We start from the raw sequence: 26,922 nt of genomic DNA, 5'->3' as shown, positions 1-26,922 counted from the left end.
CTCACCGTGGGCAGCGGCTTCGGCGGCTTCCAAAGCGCGATGGTCCTCACTCGGCCGAAGCGGGCGAGCGCATGAGCGTGATCACGGGCCTCGGCGTCGTTGCGCCGAACGGCATTGGCGTCAAGGCGTTCTGGGCCGCCACCCTGGCCGGCCGCAGCGGCATCGCTGTGCTGGACCGGTTCGACACCACCCGGTACCCGGCGCGGCTGGCCGGGTTGGTCGGCACCGTCGACCCGGCCGAATACCTGCCGGCCAGGCTCCTCCCGCAGACCGACGTGTCCACCCGGCTGGCCCTGATCGCCGCAGAGGCCGCCCTGAACGACGCGGGCGTGGACACCGAGGCCATGTCCGAATACGACATGGGCATCGTCACGGCCAATGCCTCCGGTGGGTTCGAGTTCACCCACCGCGAGTTCAGGAAACTCTGGAGCCAGGGCCCGGAGCACGTCAGCGTGTACGAGTCCTTCGCATGGTTCTATGCGGTGAACACCGGGCAGATCTCGATCAGGCACGGGATACGCGGGCCATCGACGGCACTGGTCGCCGAACAGGCGGGCGGCCTGGATGCCCTGGGCCACGCCAGGCGCACCGTCCGCGCCGGCACTCCCCTCGTGATGTGCGGCGGCGTCGACTCCGCGTTCGATCCCTGGGGCTGGGCCGCCCATCTGGCCAGCGGCCGGGTCAGCCTCGTCCCGGACCCAGCCACCGCGTACCGACCGTTCGACACGCGGGCGACCGGCTATCTTCCCGGCGAGGGCGGCGCCATCTGTGTGGTGGAGGACGCCGACGCCGCGCGTGTTCGTGGCGCCAAGGTGTACGGCGACATCGCCGGCTACGCGGCCACGTTCGATCCGGCCCCGGGCAGCGGACGGCCGCCAGGGCTTCGGCGGGCCGCGGAATCCGCCCTGGCCGACGCGGGCATCCTCCCTCAGGACGTCGATGTGGTGTTCGCCGACGCGACGGGGGTGCCGGAATTGGATCGCACCGAAGCGCAGGCGCTGCGCGGAATCTTCGGCGAGCTCGGGGTCCCGGTCACCTCTCCCAAAGCGCTGACCGGCCGGCTGCTGTCCGGCGGCGGGGTGCTCGACGTCGTCTGCGCCCTGATGAGCATCCAGGAAGACACCGTCCCACCGACCTTCGGCACCACCGAGGTACCGGCCGGTTACGGCATCGACCTCGTGATCGGGGAGCCTCGCCGGATGCGGGTGGACACCGCGCTGGTGCTCGCCCGTGGCCGCTGGGGCTTCAACGCGGCCACCGTTATCCGCAACCACTGGAAGAGAGACTGACATGACCATGAGCATCGAGAACCTGCGCGACGTCTTCATCAAGTGCGCGGGTGGCGATGCCGACGCTCTGCCCGTCGACCAGATGAGCGTCTCGTTCGAGGACCTCGGATACGACTCGCTGGTTCTCATCGAGACCTCGGCCACGCTCAAACGGGAGTACGGCGTAGTCATTCCGGACGAGCAGCTCACCGAGCTGCGGACACCCGCGGAACTGCTCCTGCTGATCAACGACCAGCTCGCGCCCGCCGCCGTCGCGGGCCGGCCGGCCACCGGTATCTGACTCGGACTTGGGACTGCGAATGACTGTTGTGGCGAACACTTCATCAGGTACCGGCGACCACGAGATCGCGCCGGTGACGACCCTGCGCGAACTCGCGTTGGCGGCGGCCGCGCCCGCCGCGCTGCGGGCCGCTGTCCGGATCGGGGTGGCCGAAGCGCTCGGGGACACGCCTGTCCCCGTGGACCAACTGGCGAAGAAGCTCAAGGTCGACGCGGGCGTGCTCGAACGCCTGCTGCGCAACCTGAGCTGCTACGGGATCTTCACCGAGACCGCCGACGGCGTGGTACACACCTCGACGTCAGCGTTGTTGCGCGAAGAGCACCCGCAGAGCCTCAAGTACTGGGTGCTGTGGGTCACCGAGCCGTGGACGTGGGAGCTGTGGCCGCACCTCGAACGCGCGGTGCGCCGCGGTGGGCAGGGTCTGTTCGAGGACGTCTACGGCTCGGAGTTCTTCGCGCACCTGCACAAGGAGTGGCCAGAGTCGACCGAGGTGTTCAACCGGTCCCAGACCGAGCTGAGCCGCATCACGTCCGCGAGCATCGCGAACACGCTGAACCTGCGCGACGTCAAGACGATTGCCGACGTCGGCGGCGGCCGCGGCTACAACCTGGCCGTCTTGCTGGAAACGAACCCGCACCTGGAAGGGGTGCTGGTCGATCTCCCTGCGGTGGTGGCGGACCCGGATCCACGACTGCGCCCCGGTGGTGCGCTCGCCTCGCGTGTCCGGGTGATGGCGGGTGACTGTCTCAACGGGATTCCTGTCGAGGCGGACGTGTACCTGTTCAAGAGCATCCTCGAATGGGACGACGAGCGGACGGTCACCGCGCTGCGCAACGCCGCGGCGGCGGGGCGTCCCGGTGCCAAGGTGCTTGTCATCACGAACCTCGTCGACGACAGTCCGGAAGCCCGCTACGCCACCGGGATCGACCTGCTGTTCCTGCTCAACACCAACGGCAAACGGCACACGATGAAGGGGATCACGCGGCTCGTCGAGCGGTCGGGCCTGCGCCTGGAGAGCGTCCAACCGATCAAGCCGCTGCTCCATCTGGTCGAGGCATCCATCCCGCGATGACAGTAACGGAAAGGGTTCGCCTGCTCTGTGACACAAAGCGGGCGAACCCTGTCTCTCCGGTCAGTCGCTGTTGAGGATCTCGCATTGCATCTGTCTCGCCTCACCGGAGGGCTCGAGCCCGAGATCCTGATTGAGGATCGTGCGGAGCTGGTGGTAGGCGCCCAGCGCCTCGCCGCGGCGCCCGGACCGGTGCAACGCCTGCATGAGCCGGATGTGGAACGGCTCGTGCAGCCGATGCGAGGCCACCAGCCGACGCAGTTCACCGACGAGTTCACCATGCCGGTTGTTGGCCAGATCGGCGTCGATTCGCGCGGACACAGCTTCCAGCCGCTGCTCCTCCAGGTACACCGACAGCCCCTTGAGAACGGGTCCCATGTCGACGTCCGGAAGGATGGAGCCGCGCCAGAGCGCCAGCGACTGGCCGAGTAGTTCGGCGGCATGGTCGGGCCTACCGTGCCGCAGTGCGGCTCTGCCGCGCCCCATCAGCTCCTGGAACCGGAATATGTCCACGTTCTCCGGCGGAACAGTCAGCAGATAGCCGCCGGGGCGGGTGGCGAGCAGCGTGGCGCCGTTCGCGGAGCGCAGTCGCTCCCCGAACAGCTTGCGTAACTGGTAGACGTAGGTGTGCACAATGGTCTTGACGGTGCTGGGTGGATCACTTGACCACAGTTCGTCGATCAACTGGTCCGTGCTGACCGTTGTGTTCGCGTTCGCCGCCAGCATCGCCAGTACCTGACGCTGCTTCGCCGCGGTGATTTGCAATGAGCGGTGACGTATCACCTCGGAGGTGTAGGTCACCTTGAGCGTTCCCAGAAGGCCGATCCAAATCTGCTCGCTTCGCATAAGAGAATCTCCGATGAAAGCCAATACTACAAAGTTTTCCTTTCGGACAACATTGACCCGTGTCGTCGGCTGCAACCTGGATGCGCACATGTCAGCCTGCATGAGCAGTTCTGAGAGACGGCCACGATGTCTCACTGAAATGCTTCTGGATGAGCCCGCCCTCAATGACCTGCCGAACCAGGTGACACCCTTGATGCGCATCGCGTTCCGCGAACCGAGCGTCCAGCAGAGCATACGAATTTCGGTAATCACAAACCGACGACGGTTGTTCCACCCAGTCAACGCCCGCCAGTCAACGCCCGCCCGGTCAAGTGGACCGGGGGCACCTCCCCCACTTGCTAGTTGAATCGATTGGACTGCCAGTTGAACAGTCTACCTCAGTCTTGAGGTGCTTTGTCAATATCCAACCGGGTGAGCAACCATGTGACCTGGTGGCTTCGGTCGGGGCCGCGTACCGTGCCCCCGCCTGCGTCCTGACCTGATCACGGTATCCGGATCCACATCCGGCCCGTGTCCGCAAAGTCCGGATCCTTCGCGTATGGCCTCGCCGCCGATACACCAGATTCGACTTCGTCCCGGGTTTTCGAGGTGGTGACGCGGGGAGCCGAACGTCGGTTATTCAGACTTGAGCGGCATTTTAACTCGGCGCGGCAATGTCCTCACCTGGCAGGACCGTCTGATCAGAAATGAGGAGTGCCGTGGGCGAGGCCGTTCAACTGGTTCACACCCCGTTCAATGACCGGGCCGAGGACGCCGTCATTCTGACGGATGCCATCATGCAGGACCAGGTCACCGTGATCAACGTGTTCAGTGTGCCGGTGGAGAACCGGGACGATTTCCTGCCCCGATGGAAAATCGGGGTCGGGGTCATGGCCGCACAGCCGGGATTCATCCAGGCACAGATGTTCCGGTCACTGGACCCGACTGCCGAGTTCGGCTTCGTCACTGTGGCTCGTTGGGCCAGCGGAGCGGCGCTGGCCGAGGCGCGCAAGAACCCGGAGTGGCGGGCATCTGTGCAGCGGCTGATGGACAACGTGGGCGCGGCGCCGAAGCCGATGATCTACGAGACGGCGTTGGTCGTGAACGCCGGCGAGAAGCCGTGACGGCACTGGGGACCAGGACCCAGCACGGGGACGCGAGTGCCATCGCCGCTCGGTGACGCCGTACTGGCAGGTGAAAGACCCGACGAGATGACGGCGCCCTTGGCGAAGGAGATCGACATGGAGACACGACAGTTGGGCAAGGCCGGCCCTGCGGTTTCGGAGCTGGGCCTCGGCTGTCTTGGAATGTCCGACAACTACGGCCCCGCGGACGAGGCGGAGAGCGTGGCCACCATCCACGCAGCACTGGACGCCGGGATCACCCTGCTGGATACCGGCGACGTCTACGGCATGGGCCACAACGAACTGCTCATCCACCAGGCGCTGCGCTCCTACAACCGCGACGACGTGACGATCAGCGTCAAGACCGGCGGGCTGCGCAAACCCGACGGTCACTGGAGCGGCTTCGACTGCCGTCCCGAGGCGCTCTGGAACTTCCTGTCCTACACGCTTAAGCGGCTGCGCACGGACTACGTCGACGTGTATCGGCCCGCTCGTGTCGACCCCAAGGTGCCGATCGAGGAAACGGTCGGCGCGATTGCCGAAATGGTGCAGGCCGGTTATGTGCGGGCCATCGGCCTGTCCGAGGTCGGCGTCGAGACGCTGCGCCGCGCACACGCGGTGCACCCGATCGCCGACCTGCAGATCGAGTACTCCGTCATCTCACGGGGCATCGAGAGATCCATCCTGGGGGCGTGCCGCGAACTCGGGGTGTCCATCACCGCCTACGGGGTGTTGTCGCGGGGGCTGCTGTCCGGGCACTGGACGCCGCAGCGGCAGACCACCGAACGGGATTTCCGCACCCGGGCACCTCGCTTCCAGCCAGAAAACCTGCCCAAGAACCTCGAACTCGTGGAGCGGTTGCGCCGTCTGGCCGAAAAGCGCGAGACCACTGTGGCCGCACTCGCGATCGCTTGGGTGGCCGCCCAAGGACCGGACATCATCCCGGTCATCGGCGCACGGACCCGTGCACAGCTCACCGAGTCGCTGGCTGCGGCCGAGTTGAAGCTGGGACCCGACGACCTGGCGGCTATCGAGCGTGCCGTGCCGGCCGACTCGGCTGCCGGAGGACGCTACGCCGACTGGCAGATCGCGTTCCTGGACAGTGAACGATGACCCGCGCGGAGGAGTCCGGGAGGACGCCGGTCCCCGGACCACAGCGGCCGGAACCAGCCGTGGCCGAGCATCGCCAAGACCGCGGCGGTGATCCGGTGACCGGAGCCGGGGCGGGCGAGCAACCGGGCCGTCCCGGCAAACGCGGACCGGCGGGCTTCCGCCCCGACGTCCAATCGCTGCGCGCTCTGGCGGTCTCGGTGACCATCGTGAACCACCTGTGGCCGGGTTCGCCGCTCACCGGCGGCTATGTCGGTGTCGACGTGTTCTTCGTGATCTCCGGTTACCTGATCAGCTCCCAGCTGATCCGCGAGATCGAGGGCACCGGGCACCTGCGGCTGGCGCAGTTCTACGCACGGCGCGTGCGTCGCCTGTTACCGGCGGCGTTCTTGGTCCTGGTGTTCGTCGCGATCGCCGCGTACCTGTTCGTCCCCCGTCCGCAGTGGCCGGCCTACGGCCGCGAGATCACCGCCGGCGCCCTGTACTGGCAGAACTGGCTGGTGGCCACGAAACCCGCTGACCCCACTCTGTTCACCGCGCTGCAGCACTATTGGTCGCTATCGGTCGAGGAACAGTTCTACCTGTGCTGGCCGTTGTTGCTGCTGGTCCTGTTCAAGATCCCGGCGAAGTTCCGGTTCACCGGGCTCGCCGTCGTCGGGCTCGCCTCGCTCGCGTTCAGCGTGTACCTCACCGGGGCCAACCAGTACATGGCGTACCTGATCACGCCGGTCCGGGTGTGGGAGCTCGCGCTCGGCGCGGTGGTCGCGATGGCCGGGAGGAAGCTCGAGCTGCCCAGGATCGCGGCGAACCTGGTATCGCTGGCCGGCCTGGCCGCGATCGTGTTCGCCGTGCTGGTGTTCGACGACTACAGCGAGTTCCCCGGGGCGCTGGCCTTGGTCCCCGCGGTGGGCGCCGCTCTGGTCATCGTGGGCGGCATGAGCCCGCACCGGCAGTGGCACTCCCCCGTGACCTCGTCGGCTCCCGTGCAACTGGTCGGCGATCTCAGTTATTCGCTGTACCTGTGGCATTGGCCGCTGATCGTGCTGGCACCATACGCGTTTCCCGGCGCCGTGGCCGGCGGGAGGCTTTCCACCCCGGCGTCTCTCGCGATCGTGGCGGCGTCGTTGGCGCTGGCGTACCTGTCGAAACGGTTCGTCGAGGACCCGATCCGGTTCTGGCCACCCCTGGTCCGCAATCTCCGGCTGACCTTCGCCGGCATGGTCGCCGGCATCGTCGTCGTGTGCGCGGTGGCGAGCGGACTGCTCCTGGCCTGAATCCGTCAGGGTGCGGCAACAAGACCGGCGTGGCTGTCTCCACGCCGGTCTGTGTCATGCGCGGGCGATCCGGGTCGTCAGTGCCTGTCCGCCATCCGCTTCGGCGCCCAGATCCGGTCCGCGTCACCTGCGGCGAGTCGCCCGCGGTACACGTCGATCTTGTGGTCGATGAGTTCGAGGTTCTCGCGCAACTCCGCGAGTTTGGCCAGCACCTCGGCGCGGTGGGCCTCCAGGAGGGCGAGGCGCGCGTCCTCGTTGCCGATCCCGGCAGCGACGAGCTCGGCATAGCGCCGGATGGTCTTGATAGGCATGCCGGTGGCGCGCAGCCTGGTACAGACGACGATCCATTCGATGTCGAGCTGGTGGTAGCGCCGCCTGCCGCTCTGGGTGCGGTCGAGGGGCGTGACCACCAGTTGGGCGCGTTCGTAGTAGCGCAGGGTGTGCGCGCTGACCCCGGTGCGACGGGAGGCCTCAGCGATACTCACACCCTCCGGCGGGATGGCGGGAAGGGCGTCGACTGCCGACTTGACTTCGAGCACGCTCTAAATTCTAGCATCGATGTCATGACTCCCTCAACAGTGCCCGACACCCAGAGTGACGGGATCGGCCGGCGCCGGCGGTCCCTGGTGTTCACGATCTGCTGCGTCGCGGTGATGGTGGCGATGATGGACATCTCCATCGTCAACATCGCGCTGCCGTCCATTCGCCGTGACCTGGACACCACGATCTCCGGCCTGCAGTGGACGGTCGACGCGTACACACTGGTACTGGCCAGCTTCGTGGTGCTGGCCGGGTCCATCGCCGACCGGGTCGGCCGTCGCCGGATCTTCCTGGTCGGCCTGACCCTGTTCGGGATCGGCTCCGTGCTGTGCGGTCTCGCACCGAGCATCGAAGGGCTGGTCGCGGCTCGCGCGCTGCAGGCCGTCGGTGCCACGATGCTGACCCCGGTGGCATTGGCGATCATCACCACCACCTACCCCGACCCGGGCGAACGGGCCAAAGCCATCGGCACGTTCGGCTCGATCACCGGCCTGGCCCTGGCCGCGGGACCGATCCTGGGCGGCATCCTGGTCGACAGCCTGAGCTGGCGCGCCATCTTCTGGATCAACGTGCCGATCCTGGCCGTGGCGATCCTCGGCACGGTGATTTACGTGCCCGAGTCCCGCGCCACGAGGACACGCCGGTTCGACCCGGTCGGCCAGGTCCTGTCGATCGCGCTGCTGGGCAGCCTCGTCTACGCGATCATCGAATCCCGCTGGCTGGGCTGGACCTCACCGGTCATCCTCGTCCTGCTCGCCGTCGCCGTGCTCAGCCTGCTGGGCATCCTGCTTTACGAACCACGCCGGATCGACCCGTTGTTCGAGCTGCGCCTGTTCCGCAGTGCACCGTTCAGCGGAGCGCTGCTGATGGCACTGCTCGCGTTGTGCGGCTTCCAGGGGTTCCTGTTCGTCACCACCCAGTACCTGCAAGATGTGCGAGGTCTGGCGGCGTTGGCGGCCGGGCTGTGCCTGCTCCCGGTCGGCGGGCTGATCGCGGTGCTCTCCCCCTTCGCCGGCAAGCTGGTCGCCTCGGGTGGTCCCCGGCTGCCGCTGGTGATCGCCGGCGCCGCACTCGCACTGGGCGGCGCCGCATCACTCTGGCTCGGACCGGACACCCCGCTTGTCGCCGTGCTCGCGACCTACCTGTTGTTCGGCGCGTTCCTGGGCCTTGTCAACCCGCCGATCACCAACACGGCGGTCGCCGGGATGCCCCGTTCGATGGCCGGGGTGGCCGCGTCGCTGATCTCCACCGGACGACAGACCGGCACCACCCTCGGCGTGGCGATCGCCGGCACCATCGTGGGCTCTTCTCTGGCCAACGGGAAGGGTGCCTACACAACTGCGGAACATGGCGTGTGGTGGCTGATACTGGCGCTCGGCGTCGGCATCCTCGTCCTCGGGCTGGTAAGCACCGGGCGTTGGGCCAAGGGCACTGCCGAGCGCGCGGTGGAGCTGTTCGAGGAAGTCGACCGGGGCGCCGATGTCCGCCCGGCCGCGGCGCGCCGCTGACCCACCACCGGACGGCACGAGCGGCACTCGATTCTTGCCGTCCGGTTCGTCGGGTTCGCGCGAGGAGAAGCGCGGCTTCGCGGCTCAGTCGTCTATCTCTGGCAGCCCTTGCAGCTTGCGGATCTCGTCCAGTACGGCACGGACGGGTGCGAGGCTCTCCGGCGGCAGCCCGACGGCACGCAAGGCGATCGAGCGAACGCCGGCCTGATGCAGCTCGTCCAGCATGGCAAGCTGCTTGACGGCCTGATTGGCGTGATCACGATCGAAAAAGTACGCCGTTGTCACGCCGAAGAACCTCGCGAGCGCTTCCAGCAGGTCGTAGGACGGCCGTTCACGTTTGCCGGTGCGCAGCGCCGACAGGTAGGCGCCGCTGACCCGCAGCCCGGGGTTCCGCTTCTTGAGTTCCACGGCAACTTCGTCATTGGTCCAGGAACGTCCCTGTGGGCGGCTTGACCGGAACAACGAGTCCAATTGCTCGGCGAGTATGGACTCGCCGTCATCGTGAACCATTTGCGGCCTTCATTTCGAGTTCGTACCAGGAGGTGGAGCTTATCAACTGACAGTCCAACGATATGCCGTATATGTCACATTCGTCTAGTGCTGAGGTCACGCTTCGACTGGCCGGCCGCCGCCGGAAGGAGTCCAGAGTGTCGTCAGGCCCGATCGTACTGACCTGCGTCGCCGTTGCCGCCCTCGCGCTCTTGAACGGAGACGGGACAGGGTTCGCCTTCCCCGCACTTGAAGCCGCAAGGGACGGACTGGTCGCGCAGGTGGAGCCGAGCGGCGGGTTGACCGTCGATCCACGCGACGGAACCCAGCCGGTCACCGGCTTCGTGGCGGCGACCGGTCGCGCCGGCGCCCTGGCAGAACCGGCCGTGACGTTCTTCGGTGGCCGCGGCACGTCCATCCAGCGCCGCTACCCGTCCAACCACGCGGCCGAGCTACGGATGAATCCGTCCCGCCTGCTCGGCGCCTACTACAACCGGCAGGAGCAACGGGTCGTGCCGAGCACGGTCGACGTGATCGACGAGCGCGCCACGGCGATCGCGCCGGGCGCGTCCCGCCGGCAGGGTGACCATCTACGACCTGGCGTCCCGCCCGGCGATTCCGACCGGATACTCTGCCGAAGACCCCGATCGTCGCAAACTTCGCCGGCAGGTGACCAACTCGTCGGCGAGTTCGAGCAGCCACGTGACATCATCGTCAGGTCCACGGTCCCGGACCGCCATCAGCGGGCTGTCGCGGTCACCAGCCCGAGCGACGGCCACGGCAACCATGGCCGGCACGCCCTCGCTCGACCCGTCGCCCGTCCGCAGCGCGCGCAGTGCGTCGTGAACTTCGATGATCCGGCGGTGCAGCCAGAAACTCACGTCACGAAGCCGCAGTACATCGCTGAGCCACGTCCGCGACGGCCTCAGTGCGATCTCGGGGACCTCCTGGTAAAGCGTTCGCCACAAGGGATAGAGGCGGCGGTGGGTGCGGTAGTCCCGAAGCCACCGCATCATCGCAGAAAGCCGCGGTCCCAGCACTGGCACCACCACCCAGCCGAGCAACTCGAGGAGCGCGCCGGCGTCACCCAAGGTCCACGCGACCGGTTCCAGCATGCGCAAATCGAGGCCCATGGGCGCGGCCACCAGGTCGACGACTCGGATCGTGCCGTACATCAGGATGAGCGCCCCACCGGCCGCCATGGTCAGCATGCCCCAGCGCAGCCAGGCACGGTCGGCGATCTTCGCAAAACGCCGGCAGTGGTGCACCACGTCCGCCTGACCGACGACACAGGCAAGGATGTAGATCAGGAGATAGGGCGCTTGCCACACCTTGTGGGCGTTCTCCAGGTAGAAATACTGAAACCGCTGGCTGCCCGGCGTGAATACGAGGTACGTTCCCACATAAGCGACAAGAGCAAGAACCCAGAACGAGCACCGGCGGCGCATCTTGTGACGAGCCAGTTCGGGCGAGTAGGTCCAGTGAACGAGGAGATACTGCTGTGCCGCGGTCAGGCCTAGCACGCAAACCCCGCTGAGCAGCCCAGCGGTTTGCGGTATGCCGGTCCACCTGTCGAGGCGCGCCGCGATCGGCGGCAGCAACACCAGATAGCTCAGGGCCGACAGGCCGACGTAGAGGCAGAAAACCACAGTGGCACGGTCCCGCCGGCCGCGTGCCATACCGACCAGCTTGTACAGCAGGATGGCGCAGCCGAGGGCCAGACAGACGGTGCGCGGATCCGTCTTCAAGAGCCGTCTCCGTCGCTGAAGAAGGTCTTCTCCAGCCGATCCAACACCTCCTGGACCTCTGCGGGCGGCGTCGGGCCGGCTCGCTCCGGCCGTGCGTTCATCCGGCGCAGGATCACCGAGGCCATGATCTCGGCTTCCAGTTCATGCTCGTCACCGTAGCCCGCGCGGTGGAGCATCTCCCGGACCAGACCGGGATCCAAGTTCGGGAAGACCAGCCGGGCGACGTTTTCGTCGATCGAGATGCTGCCGGTGTGACCGCACATGATGTGCGCCAGTTCGTGGGCGATGATGTGCTCTTGATGGGTCCTGCTGGTCTCCGCCTCGTAGGCGACGACGTCCATGGTGGGCAGTGTCAGCGAGAGCCCGGACGGCTGGTCGGCACCCAAAGCCAGCGGAATGAGGTGAATCGGCCGACCCCGGCGCCTGCTCAGCTCCTGGGCGACGGTAGTGATGGTGGAAGACGGCGGTAGCCGCCACTCGGCGAACCGGGACTCACAGTGCCTGAGCACCCGCCTGATCTCCCGGGTCGCACTTGTGGTGCGCCATGTCAACAGCTTGATGACGGCCCGGCCATGGGTATACCTCACGTCGTTCCCCCAACGATGGGTGGTTGCCCTATGAGGCGCAATGGTCCCAAACCAGGTCAAGCTTGACAAGTACACCCGAGGTTCACACCGGCCTGAGCCAGCCGAGATCTGTCCGCTCCGGCCGACCGGTTACTGCTCAAGCAGTTCGGTGATCTTTTCGGCGTATTCGCTGCAGTAGTCCAAGGATCTCGGTGGCTGCGTGGAGTGGATGATGCCGACTCTGAGCCGCTGGTCTGGCCGGGGTCTTCTGGCTGTAGTGCTTCAAGACGTAGTCGACGATCTGGCGCAACCTTTCGGTTGTGAGCAAAGCTTTCTCGGTGTCGATGGCCGAGACCTGCTTCTTGCCGGCGACATCCGGGGGGCGACCTTGATGGATCGTGTAGGTGTGCAGCCTCTCGCCGAAGGCCTGTGCGGTGGTCTTGAGGTGGGGGTTGCCGGCGTTGACTGAGGAGACGGGCGTTCCGGTGCAGGTCGTGATGGACCCGTTGGTTCTGGATGTCTGTCCAGTTCAGCGAGCTCCTTACTGTCCTGGCGTGGATCTTGCCGGACTGTCCATTGTGGTCTGAATTGGAAACCGGAGGCACAAGTCCTTCGGCTGTCACACCGACTCCTCGCCGTCCGAACGGACGCAGCGAAGGAGACCCAGTGGACCAGCACCGAACGGAGCAGGTGGAGGACGACGAGCCCCCGGCAGGCCTACGCCTCGCCTGGCCGTGCTGCAGCTGCTGGGCGGGGGTATCGCCATCTACCACGCACTCGCCGGACCAGACCGCGATTCGGCGAGCTGGTGCCTGCTCGCGTCGTCGAACGAGTCGAAGACCGGCTGCGCGCCAAGCTGACGGACGTCCGGCTCGGCACCGCGACCGGCAACGCCGACAGCGCTTCCATCCCGATCTCGGTCGGCGGCTCGCAGCTCGGCGTGGTGCCGATGATGCTGAACAACGGCGGCACGGCGATGTCCGCGCTCGAAACCCAGCACGGCTGCGGCGCGCTCGGCGGCTTCGCGATCGGCTGCAAGAAGCGACGGCCGGCCAGAACCCGCTGCCCGCGACCCCGCTGGTCACCGACCTGCGCGGGTTCGGGTCGCTGACCAATCCCGAGCAGCTGGCGGCCCGGTCCGCGCTCGACTCGAGGCTGGCTGTTCCTTCGACGAAGGCGGCGTGCCGTGGGACGGGTGCGCACACGAGGACCGGGGTGACGGCGTGCTCGTCGTCATCCCGGCGAAGGTGCCGAAGCCGCCCTGCGCCAAGCCGGCGCGGGCTGCCGCGCGACGATCAGCATCCACCTACCCGCCGACCGGCTGGCCGACATCGCGGACGCGGCCGGCGGGCCGGCCAGGACAGACGACGAACGTGCGGATTGTGTACGTGCCCCCGACGGGACTCGAACCCGCACTGAATCGATTTTAAGTCGACTGCCTCTGCCGATTGGGCTACGGGGGCACCGCACACTCTAGGTGATGACCTCAGTTCAGTGTCCAGGACTGGTTCGCCGCGCCCGTGCAGGTCCAGATCTGGAGGGGCGTTCCGTCCGCCGAACTCGGGCCTGTTGCGTCCAGGCACTTGCCCGAGGCCGGGTTGACCAGCTGGTTCGACGCTGTGTGCGTCCACTGCTGGGCGCCCGTGCCGTTGCAGTCGTACAGCTGGACCTTTGTTCCGTTCGCCGTTCCCGCCGCCGCCACGTCCAGGCACTTGCCCAGGGCGCGCAACGATCCCGAAGCCGGCGTCCACTGCTGGGCGGCCGTGGCGTTGCACGTGTACAAGTCCACCGTCGTTCCGTTCGCCGACGCCGCTCCTGCCACGTCCACGCACTTGCCGCCGTAGCCCGTGATCGTCCCGCCGGAGGCAGGTGGTGGCGTTGTTCCGCCCGTGATCGCGTTGAAGATCCTCGAGTACGCATACCCCGTCGCGCGGTCGTAGTCCTGGACCTCCCAGAACGACAGCTCCGCGACGCCGTTGGCCGCCGCGAAGTTCTCCAGTTGCTGGGCGTCCTGCTGGCTGAACTGGGCGCCGTCGTCGTTGCGGCCCGCTATCGGCGTCAAGCCCGTCATCGCGTACGCCGCCGACGTCGAGATGCCGTACAGGCTCGCCAGCTGGGACGCCGCGGCCCGGGCCGCCGAGAGTGCGTCGCTCAGGACCGGCTGGCCGTCGTAGAAGTCCATCACCATCAAGTTGACGACGCTGACCTTGACGCCCTTGCTCTTCGCGTCGCGCAGCAGGTCCAGCTCCTTCGACGGCAGGCCCGTCGGGTCGACCGCGAGGGTGTAGTCGACCTGGACCGCCGGGTTCTGCTGCTGCAGCGCCGCCAGCGCCGAGTTGCGGCGCTGGGTGGACCCCGTGTCGTTCAGGACGTCGCCTTCGATGTCGAAGTCGAGGCGGGGCGTTCCGTAGGTGGTGACGACGTTCGCGTACGCCGCCGTCAGGCTCGCTGTGTTCGTGCAGGTCTGGGCCAGCTCGCCGCCTGCGGCACCCCCGAACGACGGGATGACGTTGCCGCCCGCCGCCTGCAGGGCGCTGATCTGCGTCTTGAACGAGCCGACGCCGGTGCCGTTCGCCTCCCACACCGGCGTGCAGCCGGACTGCGGGGTCAGGAACGCCAGCGTGAAGAACTTCGTGCCGGTGGCGTTCAGGTCGGCGGCCATGTCGCCGGCGTCGGAGTCGCTGATCTGGAGGTACGGCGCCGCGTAGTGGGCCGGGAACGCCGGCCCGGCCGCGGCCGCCGACGGCACCGCGACGACCGCGGCACTCAGCACCGCCGCCGTGAGGGCAGCTCTGGTACGGGAAAAGGACATGGGAGCTCCAAGGGACCGGAGGACGGAGCGGGAGCGGACTTATTCCGCGTTGTGAAGAAAGGGTTTACCCGCCTACCCACCCAGTTGTCCAGACCATGTCGCTCACCGGCACACAGCCGGGCATTACCCCGCAATAGCCCCGAAAACGACGAAAGCCCCCGGCCGCGAGGGCCAGGGGCTTCGACGAACGGACGTCAGGACTTCGAGACGCGCGCGAACTCGTCCTTCGGGTTGTTGATCTGCCCGAGCGAGATCACCTCGCGGCGGAACAGGCCGCCGAGGATCCAGTCGAACAGGATGCGGATCTTGCGGTTCCAGGTCGGCATCGCCTTGAGGTGGTAGGCGCGGTGGAACAGCCAGGCCGGGAAGCCCTTGATCTTCAGGTTCAGCGCGTCCGCGACACCCTTGTGCAGGCCGAGACTCGCGACCGCGCCGAGGTTCTTGTGGTAGTAGTCCTTCGGCTTGCCGCCGCGGAGCACCTTGATGATGTTCTTCGCCAGCAGCGTCGCCTGGCGGACCGCGTGCTGCGCGTTCGGCGGGCAGGTGGCCGTCGGGTCCTCTTCGGTGCGCGAGAGGTCCGGGATCGCGGCGTTGTCGCCCGCGGTCCACACGTCCGGGTGGCCGACGACCTGCATCGCCGCCGTCGCCTCCAGGCGGCCGCGCTTGTCGACCGGCAGGTCCGACTGGCCCACGACCGGGTTGGCCTTCACGCCGGCGGTCCAGATGAGCGTGTCGGTGTCGAACTCGGTGCCGTCCGACAGCACGACGTGGCCGTTCTCGAACGACTTCGCCGCGGTCGACAGGTACACCTCGATGCCGCGCTTCTCCAGCTGCTCGACCGTGTACACGCCCAGGGTCTCGCGGACCTCGGGCAGGATCCGGCCCGCCGCCTCGACGAGCACCCAGCGGATGTCGGAGGTCTTGATGTTCGGGTAGTAGTTCTCCACCGCGAACCGGGTCATGTCCTCGAGCTCGGCCAGCGCCTCGATGCCGGCGAACCCGCCGCCGACCACCGTGAACGTCAGCAGGCGCTTGCGCAGCTCGGGGTCGAGCGTGCTGGCCGCCTCGTCGAGCTTGGTCATGATGTGGTTGCGGAGGTAGATCGCCTCGCCGATGGTCTTGAAGGCGATGCCCTGCTCGACCAGGCCCGGGATCGGCAGGATGCGGGCGACGGCGCCGAGCGCGACCACGAGGATGTCGTAGCCAAGCTGCTCGACGTGGCCGTCGGCCGCCTCGACCGTGACGGACTTCTTCTCGTTCTCGATCTTGGTGACGCGCGCGGTCAGCACGTGGCAGCGCTTGAGCACCCGCCGCAGCGGCACGACCACGTGCCGGGGCTCGATCGCGCCGGCCGCGGCCTCCGGGAGGAACGGCGCGTAGGTCATGTGGGGCTGCGGGTCAACGACGGTCACGGAGGCCTCGTTGGCCCGGAGCATCTTCTGGAGGCCGTACGCCGTGTAGAGCCCGACGTACCCACCACCGAGGACGAGGATCCGAGTCGGTTCCGACTTCGACTTCGCAGCAGCCATGTCCTCATGGTGACACCTTCGCCGCGTCCCCGCTCGGGGGCCCCATCCGGCTGTGACCAGCGTCGCTGCGGTTTCCGTAACGATTCAGTCGTGCCCTGTCACCGAGGTCGCGGCGCGGAAGACGTCCGCCACCATGGCGTGGGTCACGCGGTGTGTCTGGACATTGCGCGGCGACACGTGATAACAGCCGAAAAGCCGCAGGTCGCCCAGTTCCACGACGGCTCCGTGGGCGAACGCCGGACGCGGCTGCGGCACCGGCCAGCCCGCCGCCTCCAGCACGGGCAGTGACGCCTGCCAGCCGAACGCGCCCAGCACGACGATCGCCCGCAGTGTCGGACGTAACAGTGCGAGTTCCTCCGCCAGCCACGGACGGCAGGTGTCCCGCTCGGCCGGCGTCGGCTTGTTCTCCGGCGGCGCGCACCGCACGGGCGAAACGAGCCGGGTGCCGTACAGCTCGAGGCCGTCCCCGAGCCGCTCGGACGTCGGCTGCGAGGCGAGCCCGACCTCGTGCAGGACCCGGAACAGGAAATCACCCGACGGATCGCCGGTGAACATCCGCCCGGTGCGGTTCGCGCCATGCGCCGAGGGCGCCAGGCCGACGACGGCGAGCGACGCGTCCGGCGGCCCGAAGCCCGGCACCGGGCGCGCCCAGTACTCCTCGCCGCGGAAGGCCGCCTTGGTGCCCGCGACACCCTCGCGCCAGGCGACCAGCCGCGGGCAGGCGCGGCAGCCTGCCACCGCCGCGTCCAGCTCGGCCAGCGACCTCATCGCAGCGCCACCCGGGACAGCCGGTCGGCGTGCCGCGTGGTCTCGGGCAGCCGGTAGCGCGGGGTCAGCGCCAGCGTCAGCCGGCAGGCGTGGGCCAGGCCGATCCGGTGGCCGGCCGAGACGTACACCGGTTTGACGCCGTCCTGGGTCCGCAGCACCGCGCCGACCTCCTCCCCGGCGTCGACCAGCGGCTCCGACGACCCGCGCACGTGCGCCGGCGTGCCGTGCGAGCCGATGAACCGGGTCTTGCCGACGCCGAACGCGGGCAGCCCGGTCAGCACGCCGAGGTGGCAGGCCAGGCCGAAGCGCCGGGGGTGGGCGAGGCCGTGGCCGTCGCAGACCAGGACGTCGGGCGGGTGCGCCAGCCCCTCGAGCGCGGCCAGCAGTGGCGGCAGCTCGCGGAAGGCGAACAGGCCCGGTTCGTACGGGAAGACGGCCTTCGCGCGGTGGGTCCGCTCCTCGACCACGGTGAGCCCGGCGGTCTCGAGGGTGACGACGGCCGCCGCGATGCCGCCGGTGTCGTCGTAGGCGACGTCGAGGCCGGTGACCGTCGGCGGCAGCTCGGGGCACTCGTCGGCGAGCTCGACCTGGCCGCGGAGCCGTTCCTGCACGGCGAGCGCCTCCTCGGTCGTCGCCGGCCAGTCCTCGGTGTGCACCAGGTCACCCTGCCACAGCCGCCCGTTCCCGCCGACTAAGTTGGGTCCATGGCGGATAGCACCCCCGAAGAGGCCTCCGAGCCGAAGGCCGCGGAGACGACCGAGATCCCGGCCGAGCCGACCGACGACATCGTCACGACCCAGCACACCTTGACCGTGAAGCGGAAGAAGCTCGCATACACGGCGAAGGCGGGGCGGATTGTCCTCCGCAAGGAGATCGTCAAGGACGGCAAGTCCGAGGGCGTCAAGGCGAAGGCGGAGGTGTTCATCACCTCCTACACCCTCGACGACGCCGATCCGGGGTCGCGGCCGGTGACGTTCGCCTTCAACGGCGGCCCCGGCTCGTCGAGCATCTGGCTGCACATGGGCCTGCTGGGGCCGCGCCGGGTGCTCTCGGGCGACGTCGACGACCTGGTGCCGCCGCCGTACGGGCTGGCCGACAACCCCGAGACGCTGCTGGTGCACAGCGATCTGGTGTTCATCGACCCGGTGTCGACCGGCTACTCGCGCGCGTCCGAAGGCGGCGAGACGAAGGACTTCCACGGCTTCAAGGGCGACATCGAGTCGGTCGGCGAGATCATCCGGCTGTGGGTGTCGCGCCACCAGCGCTGGCTGTCGCCGAAGTTCCTGGCCGGCGAGTCGTACGGCACGCTGCGCGCCGCCGGGCTGGCCGCGCACCTGCAGGACCGGCACGGGCTGTACCTGAACGGCCTGCTGCTCATCTCGTCGGTGCTCGACCTGGGCACGCTGCGGTTCACCGAGGGCAACGACCTCCCGTACTCGCTGTACGTGCCGACGTACGCGGCGATCGCGCACTACCACGGCCTGCACGGCGAGCGCCCGCTCGACGACGTCCTCGCCGACGCCGAGGACTTCGCGGCGAAGGACCTGCCGTGGGCGCTGGCCCGCGGTGCCCGGCTGTCCACTCAGGACCGGACGGACGCGGTGGCCACGCTGGCGTCGCTGACCGGCCTCGCCGAGTCCTACGTGGACCGGGTGAACCTGCGGATCGAGCACGTCCGGTTCTTCACCGAGCTGCTGCGCGACCGCGGCCGGACGGTCGGCCGGATGGACGGCCGGTTCACGACGTGGGAGCCGGACGGCGGCCGCGAGCACATGAGCGACGACCCGTCGATCTCCCGCGTGGTCGGCGCGTACGCGGCGGCGTTCAACCACTACGTGCGGGCCGAGCTCGGGTACGCCAACGACCTGCCCTACGAGCTCATCAGCGAGGACACGTTCAAGGCGTGGTCGTACTCGGACTTCGAGGGCCGTTCGGTGTCGGTGGTGGACTCGCTGAGCGCGGCGATGCGCGCGAACCCGCACCTGAAGGTGCACGTGGCCTTCGGTCACTACGACGGCGCGACGGCGTACTACGCGGCCGAGCACGTGCTGGCCCACTTGCAGATCCCGGAGGAACTGCGCGAGAACATCGACTCGGCGTACTACCCGGCGGGCCACATGATGTACATCCACGAGCCGACCCGTGTGCAGCAGTCGAAGGACCTGGCGAAGTTCGTCAAGAAGGCGTCGAACCGCTGAGCACGGCCCGCAACCGCCGCCACTGCGCGACACCCACGACGACCTGCGTCGCCACCGCGAGACCGGCGTAGCCGGCCAGCCACGGCCGCCACTCCGGTGGCTGGGCGTGGCCGACCAGCGGATCGATCAGCACCGGAACGGCGTAGATCCCGGGCAGCGCCATGAGCAGGTCGTGCAGCCGGAGGGCGGTGTCCACGGCCCGGGACGTCGCGTCCTGCGCGATGACGGGACGGCGGAAGACGTCGGTCACGATCGCGGCCGTGACCGCCGCGCCCAGTGCCAGCAGGAGGAGCCAGCTCCCCGCGTACGTGCGGTACGGCGTCGTGGCGAACATCGTCACGGCGAGCGCCGCGCCGCCGCCGAAGGTGACCAGCGGCACGGCGAGGAACCAGCCGGTCACGTCGGTCCGCGGCGGGCCGCCGAGCGTCCCGAACCGCGCCAGCGCCTGGCGGTCGCGGATCCGCGCCGGAAGCCAGTAGCCGAGGTGCTGGGCGATGATGAGGAAGTAGACATACCAGCTGTCCACCAGCTCCCCGCCCTGGACACCGGGCAGGAAAACCAGGCTCGCGAACCCGAACACGACGGCCACGTACCCCAGGCCGGCCACGACGATCCACCGCCACGACCCCGGGGGCCGCGCGCCGGCACGGAAGCCGAGCCGCAGGGCCAGCAGGTCGGTCATCGTCGGCACCTCGATGCGGTGCTTCACCAGCCAGCGACCGGCCGCCGCGCGCTCCGCGTCCGTCGGCACCGGGGCGCTCACCGGGTCACCGTTCCGTAGTGGCCGCGCGGCAGGCTTTGCCGCCGGGCCTCGATCGCGGCGCCGACGTGGACCGCCACCACCAGGACGAAGTACCCGATCGCGGGCACGAACCGCGCCGGAGGCCACGGCCAGCTGGTGGACAGGTCGATCCAGACGAGGAACGTGAACATGAACGGCGCCGCGAACGCGCGGGTGTCGTGAGCCCGCAAGGCCGCGTCGACGGCGGCCGAAGCCTCGTCCTCGGCGATCACCGGGGCACGCAGGGCCCGGGCGAAGACCGGGGCCACGCTCGCGGCGCCGATCACCAGTGCGGCCGCCCAGCCCACCGGGTTGGCGGCGTACCACGCGCACAGGACCACGCCGCCGCCGAACGTCGTCACCACCGCGGCGAGGTACCGCCGGCCCACCTGCCCGGCCGCCACCCGCAGCGACGGCCGGGCGCCCGCGGGAACCAGCCGGGCTGCGGTGCGGTCGGCCCGGCACACCCGGCGCCACTGCAGCAGGGGATAGGCGGTGCAGACCACGGTGAACACCAGGAACCGCGCGAGCACCGGGACCGGCGGGAGCAAGGCGACCACCCAGACCACGGACGAAAGCACGCTGTAGGAGGCCTGGTAGGACCGCGTGGCCAGCACCCGGGACCCGACACGCACCGCGAGCAGCGGCGTCGGCTCGTCCACCTCCACGCCGCGGCGGGCCAGCCACGCCCGCGCCCCCTGTCTCTCGGCGAGCGTCGTCCACGCTGCTTCCACCACCATCGAACCTCCCCCGTCCCGCCGTGCACGCTCGAAAGGCCGGAAAGGTTTACCGGCCGTGGAAACCGGGCGGCAGCCGGTGGCGGCGGACCAGCAGCCAGCCCGTCAGCTGCACCGGCGCCGGTCAGGCGCTCGGCGAGCTGTTCAGGGCGTTGCGCGGCCCGCCAGCGCAACACCTGGAACGAGGCGAAGAGCACAGTCAAGACCGCGGCCCCGCGCCGGGCCGGCCACAGCCGCGTGCGGCCCACTTCGAGGACCGTCGGCTCGCCGGGCAGCCGCGGGTCCACTGGCAGCGCCGGTTCGCGCACCATCAACGGACCTCCCCCAGTCCGCACGTACACGCGGAGCGCCCCGGGAAGGTTGTTTCAGGTGCCGAAAGCGCGGCGAGCACCGTGTTCCGCGGTCCGCGCGACCGCACACGGGAAACGGCCCACCTCCCGGAGGAGATGGGCCGTTTCCGGGCGAAAACTACTTCAGGTACTGCGAACCGCGCGTCACCGCCGCGTAGGCGTCGACCGCGCCGTGGCCGTAGAAGCCGTTGAACGACGGGTCACCCTCGCAGGTGGCCGTGAAGTCGGGCGTGCGGCCCTCCTTCAGGTAGTCCACCGTGCGGGGCACCGGGCAGGCGATCTTCGCCGCCGTGCCCTCGAGGACGCGCTGGACCTTGTCCGGGTCCAGTCCGAACTCGCCGTGCGTCTTCTTGCCGTACTGCGAGATGATCAGCGCCGCGACACCGGTCGCGTGCGGGGTCGCCATCGACGTGCCCTGCAGCCACTGGTAGTAGCCGACGCGGCCGTCGGGTGCGGTCGCCTTCTTGATGCCCGCCGTGACACCGGCCGGCGTGATGTTGCCGTCCGCGTCGACGTTGCCGTCGGCGATCGCGACGTTCTTCGGGTACGTCGAGAGGATTTCGTTCTCCACCGTGCGGTACCACGGCGTGCCGAAGCCGTCGCGGAAGAAGCCGCCCGGGGCCGACACCGAGATCTGCTCGAGGCCGTAGTTCGAGTAGTCGGCCTTCTTCTGGGACGGGCCGAACGAGCTCACGCCGATGGTGTGGTTGCCCTCGACCGGCAGGCTGAGGCAGGTCGAGTTGTCCACCGTCCGCGGGTGCGTGCCGTTCGCCGGGTAGTCCGGGCTGGTGGTGTCCGGCTGCGGCGCGCCGAGGTCGGTGTGCTGGTTGCCCAGCGCGACCACCATCGTGACGCCCTTGTGGTGTGCGTAGTTCAGCGCCCGCTGCGTCGCCTCGATGATCGTGCGCTGCTCGGCCTGCTCGGCGGGCGAGTCCGCCGGGTTCGCCGTGCAGTTGTACAGCCACGGGTCGGTGTAGAACGACATGTTGACCACGTCGATGCCGGCGTCGCCGGCGTAGGTCAGCGCGTCGACGGTCGGCTGCAGGAAGAAGAAGCCCGAGTCCTGGCCGGCGCGGATGTTCACCAGCGTCACGTTCGGCGCGACGCCGGAAACGCCGAAGCCGTTCGCGGCGGCGGCGATGGTGCCGGCGACGTGCGTGCCGTGCGCGCCGTCGTCGTGGTTGACCGGGTCGACGCAGCCGCGGAACTCGCACGGGCCGTCGACCTCGGCGCCGTTGACGTCGAACGGGATGTCCTTGACGAAGTTGCGGGAATCGGCCTCGTCGAAGTTCGGCGCGATGTCCGGGTGCGTGCCGTCGATGCCGGTGTCGATGATGCCGACCTTGACCTGCTTGCTGCCCGGCTGCTTGGTGCGCGAGAGGTCCGAGCGGACGGACTTGAGGCCCCAGAGCTGGTCGTCCAGCGGGTCCATCCCGACGGCCTTGTTCGCCGCGGTCTTCGAAGAAGCGGCGCCGCGGCCTTCCTTCTCCACACCGGCGTCGCCCTTGGTCTTCTTGCCCAGCTTCGGCACCGAGCCGATGGACTGGGCCTTGGCGGCGCCGAAGACGGCACGGTTCGCCGACACGCGCTCGGTGAACCCGGTGGCCGGAGCGGTGGCCTTGATGAGGCCGACGGCGGCGTTGGTCTCCAGGACCGTGCCGCCCGCGGCCTTGATCGCCTGCTGGGCGCTCGCGATGCTCTGGACGTCCTTGGCGAGCACGGTGAACTCGGTCGCCGGGCCGGCCAGCGCGGGCTGCGCCGAAGCGGCGGGCACCGCTACGGCCGAGAGCGCCCCGAACAGCGGGACGGCCATGGCCGCGGCGAAAAGCCTGGGTCTCTTCACGATTCTCCTCCTCGGAAAGCGGTTCCTGCACCGTATAGACCGGACAATGCGTAAACAACGGCCAAACGTACGTTATGGAACAACCGACTTCTGCTCGGCGAAGTGACAAGCTGACAAGTGCCCGTCCGTCCTGGGAATCAGCTCCGGCACCTCCGACGCGCACCGGTCTTGGGCCTTCCAGCACCGGGTGCGGAACCGGCACCCGGACGGGGGATCCAGGGGACTCGGGACGTCGCCGGTCAGCCGGATCACCTGGCGGCGCCCGCGCACGGCCGGGTCCGCCACCGGCACCGCCGACAGCAGGGCCTGGGTGTACGGGTGCGACGGCCGTTCGTAGATCTCCTCGTCGGAGCCGAGCTCGACGATCTTGCCGAGGTACTTCACCGCGACCCGGTTGGACAGGTGCCGCACCACCGAGAGGTCGTGCGCGATGAAGACGTAGGACAGGCCGAACTCGCTCTGCAGGTCGCCGAGCAGGTTCATCACCTGCGCCTGGATCGAGACGTCCAGTGCGGACACCGGCTCGTCGCAGATGATCACCTTCGGCCGCAGTGCCAGCGCCCGCGCGATGCCGATGCGCTGGCGCTGGCCGCCGGAGAACTGGTGCGGGTAGCGGTTGAGGTGCTCGGGGTTGAGCCCGACCACCTCCAGCAGCTCCCGCACCTTGCCCGCCCGCGAGCCCTTGGGTGCGACGTCGGAGTGGATCTCGAACGGCTCGCCGACGATGTCGCCGACGGTCATCCGCGGGTTGAGCGAGGTGTACGGGTCCTGCAGCACGATCTGGATCTCGCGCCGCAGCTTCCGCAGCTCGGACCCGCGCATGGCGAAGATGTCGCGGCCCTCGAACATCGCGGTGCCGCCCGTCGGTTCCTCCAGGCGCATCAGGACCTGGGCGAGCGTCGACTTCCCGCAGCCGGACTCGCCGACGATGCCGAGCGTCTCACCCGGCATCAGGTCGAACGAGACGCCGTCGACGGCCTTGACCTGGCCGATCGTCCGCTTGAACAGGATGCCGGTGCGGACCGGGAAGTACTTCCTCAGGTCTCGCACGGACAGAATGGGATCAGGCACGGGAGCTCACCACCTCTTCGGCGAAGTGGCACGCGCTGGTCCGGCCGAACCCGATCGCGTGCTGTGGCGGAACGTCGGAAGAACACCGGGACTCGGCCCGCTTGCACCGCGGGTGGAACGGGCAGCCGGGCGGGATGTGCAGCAGGCTCGGCGGCAGGCCCTTGATGGTTTCCAGCGTCTGTCCCTTGAGGTCCAGCCGGGGCAGGGAGTCCATCAGCGCGGCGGTGTACGGGTGGGCCGGCGCGCGGAACAGCTCGGCGACGTCGGCCTGCTCGACGATCCGGCCCGCGTACATCACGGCGATCCGGTCGGCGACCTCGGCGACCACCCCCAGGTCGTGCGTGATCAGGACGAGCCCCATCTTCCGCTCCGCCTGGATCTCCTCCAGCAGGTCCATGATCTGGGCCTGCACGGTGACGTCGAGCGCGGTGGTCGGCTCGTCGGCGATGAGCAGGTCCGGGTCGAGCGCCAGCGACATCGCGATCATCGCGCGCTGGCGCATGCCGCCCGAGAACTGGTGCGGGTAGTCCTTGATCCGGCGTTCCGCGGCCGGGATGCGGACGATGTCGAGCAGCTCGATCGCGCGCTTCCGGGCGTCCTTTCTGGACATCCCGAGCCGGACGCGCAGCTGTTCCTCGATCTGGAACCCCACGGTGAACACCGGGTTCAGCGCGGACAGCGCGTCCTGGAAGATCATCGCGATCTCGCTGCCGCGCACTTCGCGACGGCGTTCCTCGGACGCCGTCAGCAGGTTCTCGCCGCGCCAGCGCACGGCACCGGCGGTGATCACGCCGGGCGGCGTGTCGAGGATCCCCATCACCGTCTGGGCGGTGACGCTCTTGCCGGAGCCGGACTCGCCGAGCACGGCCAGGGTTTCCCCGGCGTGCACCGAATAGCCGACGCCGTTGAGCACGTTGGCCACGCCGTCGGACGTCCGGAACTCGACGTGCAGATCGGCTACTTCGAGCAGCAGTTCGTTGTCGGACAAGGAGATCTACCTCGACTTCGGATCGAGCGCGTCGCGGATGCCGTCACCGAGCATCACGAAGGCCAGCACGGTCAGGGTGACGAAGGCACCGGGGAACAGCAGCATGTGCGGGTCGTTCCCGAAGTAGTCCCGCGAGTCGGAGATCAGCACGCCCCACGAGACCACCGGCGCGCGCACGCCGATGCCGAGGAAGGCGAGCGTCGCTTCGGCACCGATGAACGCGCCGAGCGCGATGGTGGCGTACACCAGCACCGGCGCGATCGTGTTCGGCAGCAGGTGCCGGAAGATGATCCGCGGGGTGCTCGCCCCGAGGCCGCGCGCGGCCTTGACGTAGTCGAGCTGCTTGGCCACCAGTGTCGCCGAGCGCATGATGCGCATGGCCACCGGCCAGCTCAGCGCCGCGATCGAGCACACCACCTGGACGACGATCGTGACGGCGCCGGGATTCGAGCCCGGTGCGTTGAACGTCGTCAGGATGACGATCGCGCCCAGGATGAACGGCAGGCCCGCGAAGATGTCGCCGAACCGCGACAGCACGCTGTCGACGAACCGCCCGTAGTAGCCGGCGACGATGCCGACGAGCGATCCGAAGAGGACGGTCAACAGCGTGGCGAACACCCCGACCAGCACCGACGCGCGGGTGCCGTAGATCGTGCGGGCGTAGACGTCGGCACCCTGGTTGTCGTAGCCGAACCAGGCGTCCGCGGACGGCCCTTCGTTGGCGTGCGCGAGATCGCTGAAGCGCGCGTCGCGCGAGCTGAACAGGCCGGGCGCGATCGCGATCAGCACGATGAACAGGATGATCACCGCGGAGGCGATGACCGCGGGCTTGCGCCGGAGCTGACGCCAGGCGTCGCGCCACAGGCTGCGGGGCTTCTGCGGACTGGTGGCGGAGTCGTCGACGCGGGACAGCTCGGCCGCATCGGCACCGCCACCGGCCACCAGATTCGGGTCAGTCATAGCGGATCCTCGGGTCGAGAACGGCGTAGAGCAGGTCGACGATCAGGCTCATCAGCAGGTAGACCACCACCAGCAGGACGACGACACCGACGACGGTCGCGCTCTCCCGGTCCTGGATGCCGCGGAAGATCAGCCGGCCGAGACCGTTGATGTTGAACACGCCTTCGGTGACGATCGCGCCGCCCATCAGGGCGCCCAGGTCGGTGCCGAGGAAGGTGAGCACCGGGATCACCGAGTTGCGGAGCAGGTGGACGCCGACGACGCGGCTCTGCGGCAGCCCCTTGGCGATCGCCGTCCGCACGTAGTCGGCGTGGCGGTTTTCGGCGATGCTGCTTCTCGACAGACGCGCGACGTACGCCATCGACAGGGTGCCGAGCGCGATGCCGGGCACGATCAGCTCGCCGACGCCCGGATCTTCCGAGACGCTGGCCTCGATCCAGCCGAGACCGGTGCCGCCCAGCGCGAGTTGCAGCACGATCGCCGTGACGAACACCGGCAGCGAGATCAGGAACGTCGTCGACACCAGCACGAGGTTGTCGAGGAAACCCTTGCCGCGCAGGCCGGTCAGCACGCCGGCGGTGAGCCCGATGACGGCTTCGATGGCCACGGCGATCACGGCCAGGCGCAGCGTGATGGGGTACGACGTGGCGATCAGGTCGCCCACCGAGGTGCCGTTGAAGGTTTCCCCCCAGTCGCCGGTGAACAGGTTTCCCAGGTACTTGAAGTACTGGACGAAGATGTTGTCGTTCAGGTGGTACTTCTCGGTCATCTGGGCGACGTAGGCCGGCGGACAGGCGGCCTGGCCGCACTTGCCGGAGAACGGGTCGCCGGGCAGCGCCCAGACCAGGAGGTAGATCAGGAACGTGGTGCCGAAGAACACCGGGACCAGCTGGAGCAGCCGTCGCAGGACATAGCGGATCATGGCGATTTCCTAGTGCGCGCCGACCGTCGTGAGTGGTAATTCGGGGGAGTTCCTCAAGACGGCGCAGCGCTTCGCCGCTCGCGGCCACCGCGTCCACCTCGATCTCGGGTACGACATCAAAGCCGACAAGGGTGCGTTCTT

Annotated in this window: 26 protein-coding genes and 1 tRNA gene; 10 read left to right on the top strand and 17 right to left on the bottom strand. The window is 68.5% G+C overall.

The features are described 5' to 3' along the window. The first annotated feature begins 71 nt into the window (after positions 1-71). The 3 genes from AB0F15_RS40080 to AB0F15_RS40070 are packed head-to-tail and all read left to right on the top strand — an operon-like array spanning position 72 to position 2,641. On the top strand, positions 72-1,289 hold the full coding sequence (locus AB0F15_RS40080; protein WP_360282226.1) for a ketosynthase chain-length factor: 1,218 nt from the start codon (positions 72-74) through the stop codon (positions 1,287-1,289). Position 1,290: 1 nt separating this feature from the next. Next, positions 1,291-1,569 carry an acyl carrier protein gene (locus tag AB0F15_RS40075; RefSeq protein ID WP_360282220.1) on the top strand — a complete coding sequence of 93 codons (279 nt, stop codon included), beginning with the start codon at positions 1,291-1,293 and terminating at the stop codon, positions 1,567-1,569. Between the two features lie 19 nt (positions 1,570-1,588). Further along, entirely contained in the window at positions 1,589-2,641 is a 1,053-nt protein-coding gene (locus AB0F15_RS40070; RefSeq protein ID WP_360282218.1) for a methyltransferase, read from the top strand. Positions 2,642-2,701: 60 nt separating this feature from the next. Here AB0F15_RS40070 and AB0F15_RS40065 read toward each other — a convergent pair whose 3' ends face one another. Beyond that, positions 2,702-3,484, bottom strand: coding sequence for an AfsR/SARP family transcriptional regulator (locus AB0F15_RS40065; RefSeq protein WP_360282216.1), 783 nt, complete (start codon positions 3,482-3,484; stop codon positions 2,702-2,704). 698 nt (positions 3,485-4,182) lie between these two features. Between AB0F15_RS40065 and AB0F15_RS40060 the strand changes: the two genes are divergently transcribed. The 3 genes from AB0F15_RS40060 to AB0F15_RS40050 all read left to right on the top strand — a co-directional run bounded on the left by AB0F15_RS40060 (position 4,183) and on the right by AB0F15_RS40050 (position 6,971). Next, complete coding sequence (locus tag AB0F15_RS40060; protein ID WP_360282214.1) at positions 4,183-4,587, top strand: antibiotic biosynthesis monooxygenase family protein; 405 nt, start codon at positions 4,183-4,185, stop codon at positions 4,585-4,587. A 117-nt stretch (positions 4,588-4,704) separates the two neighbouring features. Next, complete coding sequence (locus tag AB0F15_RS40055; RefSeq protein WP_360282212.1) at positions 4,705-5,700, top strand: aldo/keto reductase; 996 nt, start codon at positions 4,705-4,707, stop codon at positions 5,698-5,700. A gap of 95 nt (positions 5,701-5,795) precedes the next feature. After that, positions 5,796-6,971 carry an acyltransferase gene (locus tag AB0F15_RS40050; protein ID WP_360282210.1) on the top strand — a complete coding sequence of 392 codons (1,176 nt, stop codon included), beginning with the start codon at positions 5,796-5,798 and terminating at the stop codon, positions 6,969-6,971. 77 nt (positions 6,972-7,048) lie between these two features. On the opposite strand, the gene AB0F15_RS40045 is transcribed toward AB0F15_RS40050, so the two are convergent. Next, on the bottom strand, positions 7,049-7,510 hold the full coding sequence (locus AB0F15_RS40045) for a MerR family transcriptional regulator (RefSeq protein WP_360282208.1): 462 nt from the start codon (positions 7,508-7,510) through the stop codon (positions 7,049-7,051). A gap of 24 nt (positions 7,511-7,534) precedes the next feature. Here AB0F15_RS40045 and AB0F15_RS40040 point away from each other — a divergent pair, with 24 nt between their 5' ends. Next, positions 7,535-9,019 carry an MFS transporter gene (locus AB0F15_RS40040; RefSeq protein WP_360282206.1) on the top strand — a complete coding sequence of 495 codons (1,485 nt, stop codon included), beginning with the start codon at positions 7,535-7,537 and terminating at the stop codon, positions 9,017-9,019. An 84-nt stretch (positions 9,020-9,103) separates the two neighbouring features. Here the strand turns inward: AB0F15_RS40040 and AB0F15_RS40035 are convergent, their stop codons facing one another. The 3 genes from AB0F15_RS40035 to AB0F15_RS40025 all read right to left on the bottom strand — a co-directional run bounded on the left by AB0F15_RS40035 (position 9,104) and on the right by AB0F15_RS40025 (position 11,765). Next, entirely contained in the window at positions 9,104-9,427 is a 324-nt protein-coding gene (locus tag AB0F15_RS40035) for a helix-turn-helix transcriptional regulator (RefSeq protein ID WP_360282204.1), read from the bottom strand. Between the two features lie 671 nt (positions 9,428-10,098). After that, positions 10,099-11,256 carry an MAB_1171c family putative transporter gene (locus AB0F15_RS40030; protein WP_360282202.1) on the bottom strand — a complete coding sequence of 386 codons (1,158 nt, stop codon included), beginning with the start codon at positions 11,254-11,256 and terminating at the stop codon, positions 10,099-10,101. Further along, entirely contained in the window at positions 11,253-11,765 is a 513-nt protein-coding gene (locus AB0F15_RS40025; protein WP_360282224.1) for an ImmA/IrrE family metallo-endopeptidase, read from the bottom strand. Before AB0F15_RS40025 ends, AB0F15_RS40030 begins: the two co-directional genes overlap by 4 nt. Before the next feature lie 277 nt (positions 11,766-12,042). Here AB0F15_RS40025 and AB0F15_RS40020 point away from each other — a divergent pair, with 277 nt between their 5' ends. Together AB0F15_RS40020 and AB0F15_RS40015 are read left to right on the top strand one after the other, a co-directional pair. Then, entirely contained in the window at positions 12,043-12,291 is a 249-nt protein-coding gene (locus AB0F15_RS40020) for a hypothetical protein (protein WP_360282200.1), read from the top strand. Between the two features lie 339 nt (positions 12,292-12,630). Further along, positions 12,631-12,933, top strand: coding sequence for a hypothetical protein (locus AB0F15_RS40015; RefSeq protein ID WP_360282198.1), 303 nt, complete (start codon positions 12,631-12,633; stop codon positions 12,931-12,933). A gap of 278 nt (positions 12,934-13,211) precedes the next feature. Here AB0F15_RS40015 and AB0F15_RS40010 read toward each other — a convergent pair. From AB0F15_RS40010 to AB0F15_RS39990, 5 genes are all read right to left on the bottom strand, one after another. Continuing rightward, positions 13,212-13,285, bottom strand: a tRNA-Leu gene (locus AB0F15_RS40010). A gap of 23 nt (positions 13,286-13,308) precedes the next feature. After that, a complete protein-coding gene (locus tag AB0F15_RS40005; RefSeq protein ID WP_360282196.1) occupies positions 13,309-14,634 on the bottom strand; it encodes a ricin-type beta-trefoil lectin domain protein in 1,326 nt (441 codons plus the stop codon). Between the two features lie 194 nt (positions 14,635-14,828). Beyond that, a complete protein-coding gene (locus tag AB0F15_RS40000; RefSeq protein ID WP_360282194.1) occupies positions 14,829-16,163 on the bottom strand; it encodes an NAD(P)/FAD-dependent oxidoreductase in 1,335 nt (444 codons plus the stop codon). 84 nt (positions 16,164-16,247) lie between these two features. Then, positions 16,248-16,931 (bottom strand): uracil-DNA glycosylase, encoded by a 684-nt coding sequence (locus tag AB0F15_RS39995; RefSeq protein ID WP_360282192.1) that lies wholly within the window; start codon positions 16,929-16,931, stop codon positions 16,248-16,250. Then, on the bottom strand, positions 16,928-17,587 hold the full coding sequence (locus AB0F15_RS39990; RefSeq protein WP_360282190.1) for an endonuclease V: 660 nt from the start codon (positions 17,585-17,587) through the stop codon (positions 16,928-16,930). Before AB0F15_RS39990 ends, AB0F15_RS39995 begins: the two co-directional genes overlap by 4 nt. A gap of 48 nt (positions 17,588-17,635) precedes the next feature. Between AB0F15_RS39990 and AB0F15_RS39985 the strand changes: the two genes are divergently transcribed. Continuing rightward, positions 17,636-19,129 carry a peptidase S10 gene (locus AB0F15_RS39985; RefSeq protein WP_360282188.1) on the top strand — a complete coding sequence of 498 codons (1,494 nt, stop codon included), beginning with the start codon at positions 17,636-17,638 and terminating at the stop codon, positions 19,127-19,129. Here AB0F15_RS39985 and AB0F15_RS39980 read toward each other — a convergent pair. The 7 genes from AB0F15_RS39980 to AB0F15_RS39950 all read right to left on the bottom strand — a co-directional run bounded on the left by AB0F15_RS39980 (position 19,107) and on the right by AB0F15_RS39950 (position 26,781). After that, positions 19,107-19,892, bottom strand: a complete 786-nt coding sequence (locus AB0F15_RS39980; protein ID WP_360282186.1) for a hypothetical protein — start codon at positions 19,890-19,892, stop codon at positions 19,107-19,109. The two genes, AB0F15_RS39985 and AB0F15_RS39980, sit on opposite strands and share 23 nt — an antisense overlap. Beyond that, entirely contained in the window at positions 19,889-20,650 is a 762-nt protein-coding gene (locus AB0F15_RS39975) for a hypothetical protein (protein WP_360282184.1), read from the bottom strand. The genes AB0F15_RS39980 and AB0F15_RS39975 overlap by 4 nt, the downstream gene beginning before the upstream one ends. A 465-nt stretch (positions 20,651-21,115) precedes the next feature. Then, complete coding sequence (locus tag AB0F15_RS39970; protein ID WP_360282222.1) at positions 21,116-22,810, bottom strand: S8 family serine peptidase; 1,695 nt, start codon at positions 22,808-22,810, stop codon at positions 21,116-21,118. A gap of 102 nt (positions 22,811-22,912) precedes the next feature. Beyond that, complete coding sequence (locus tag AB0F15_RS39965; RefSeq protein WP_360282182.1) at positions 22,913-23,911, bottom strand: dipeptide ABC transporter ATP-binding protein; 999 nt, start codon at positions 23,909-23,911, stop codon at positions 22,913-22,915. Further along, positions 23,904-24,899, bottom strand: coding sequence for an ABC transporter ATP-binding protein (locus AB0F15_RS39960; RefSeq protein ID WP_360282180.1), 996 nt, complete (start codon positions 24,897-24,899; stop codon positions 23,904-23,906). The genes AB0F15_RS39965 and AB0F15_RS39960 overlap by 8 nt, the downstream gene beginning before the upstream one ends. 6 nt (positions 24,900-24,905) lie before the next feature. Next, positions 24,906-25,859, bottom strand: coding sequence for an ABC transporter permease (locus AB0F15_RS39955; RefSeq protein ID WP_360282178.1), 954 nt, complete (start codon positions 25,857-25,859; stop codon positions 24,906-24,908). After that, a complete protein-coding gene (locus AB0F15_RS39950; protein ID WP_360282176.1) occupies positions 25,852-26,781 on the bottom strand; it encodes an ABC transporter permease in 930 nt (309 codons plus the stop codon). Before AB0F15_RS39950 ends, AB0F15_RS39955 begins: the two co-directional genes overlap by 8 nt. Positions 26,782-26,922 lie beyond the last annotated feature (141 nt).

The organism is Amycolatopsis sp. NPDC026612 (assembly GCF_040638285.1).
Lineage (GTDB): Bacteria > Actinomycetota > Actinomycetes > Mycobacteriales > Pseudonocardiaceae > Amycolatopsis.
Note: the sequence above shows the minus strand (reverse complement) of the source record. Positions and strands in the feature narration are given on the sequence as shown.

Bases quoted from the DNA above. Each gene is read 5' to 3' on its own strand.
- AB0F15_RS40080 (WP_360282226.1), top strand. From the start codon at position 72: ATGAGCGTGATCACGGGCCTCGGCGTCGTTGCGCCGAACGGCATTGGC.
- AB0F15_RS40075 (WP_360282220.1), top strand. From the start codon at position 1,291: ATGACCATGAGCATCGAGAACCTGCGCGACGTCTTCATCAAGTGCGCG.
- AB0F15_RS40070 (WP_360282218.1), top strand. From the start codon at position 1,589: ATGACTGTTGTGGCGAACACTTCATCAGGTACCGGCGACCACGAGATC.
- AB0F15_RS40065 (WP_360282216.1), bottom strand. From the start codon at position 3,484: ATGCGAAGCGAGCAGATTTGGATCGGCCTTCTGGGAACGCTCAAGGTG.
- AB0F15_RS40055 (WP_360282212.1), top strand. From the start codon at position 4,705: ATGGAGACACGACAGTTGGGCAAGGCCGGCCCTGCGGTTTCGGAGCTG.
- AB0F15_RS40040 (WP_360282206.1), top strand. From the start codon at position 7,535: ATGACTCCCTCAACAGTGCCCGACACCCAGAGTGACGGGATCGGCCGG.
- AB0F15_RS40005 (WP_360282196.1), bottom strand. From the start codon at position 14,634: ATGTCCTTTTCCCGTACCAGAGCTGCCCTCACGGCGGCGGTGCTGAGT.
- AB0F15_RS40000 (WP_360282194.1), bottom strand. From the start codon at position 16,163: ATGGCTGCTGCGAAGTCGAAGTCGGAACCGACTCGGATCCTCGTCCTC.
- AB0F15_RS39995 (WP_360282192.1), bottom strand. From the start codon at position 16,931: ATGAGGTCGCTGGCCGAGCTGGACGCGGCGGTGGCAGGCTGCCGCGCC.
- AB0F15_RS39985 (WP_360282188.1), top strand. From the start codon at position 17,636: ATGGCGGATAGCACCCCCGAAGAGGCCTCCGAGCCGAAGGCCGCGGAG.
- AB0F15_RS39975 (WP_360282184.1), bottom strand. From the start codon at position 20,650: ATGGTGGTGGAAGCAGCGTGGACGACGCTCGCCGAGAGACAGGGGGCG.
- AB0F15_RS39970 (WP_360282222.1), bottom strand. From the start codon at position 22,810: ATGGCCGTCCCGCTGTTCGGGGCGCTCTCGGCCGTAGCGGTGCCCGCC.
- AB0F15_RS39955 (WP_360282178.1), bottom strand. From the start codon at position 25,859: ATGACTGACCCGAATCTGGTGGCCGGTGGCGGTGCCGATGCGGCCGAG.
- AB0F15_RS39950 (WP_360282176.1), bottom strand. From the start codon at position 26,781: ATGATCCGCTATGTCCTGCGACGGCTGCTCCAGCTGGTCCCGGTGTTC.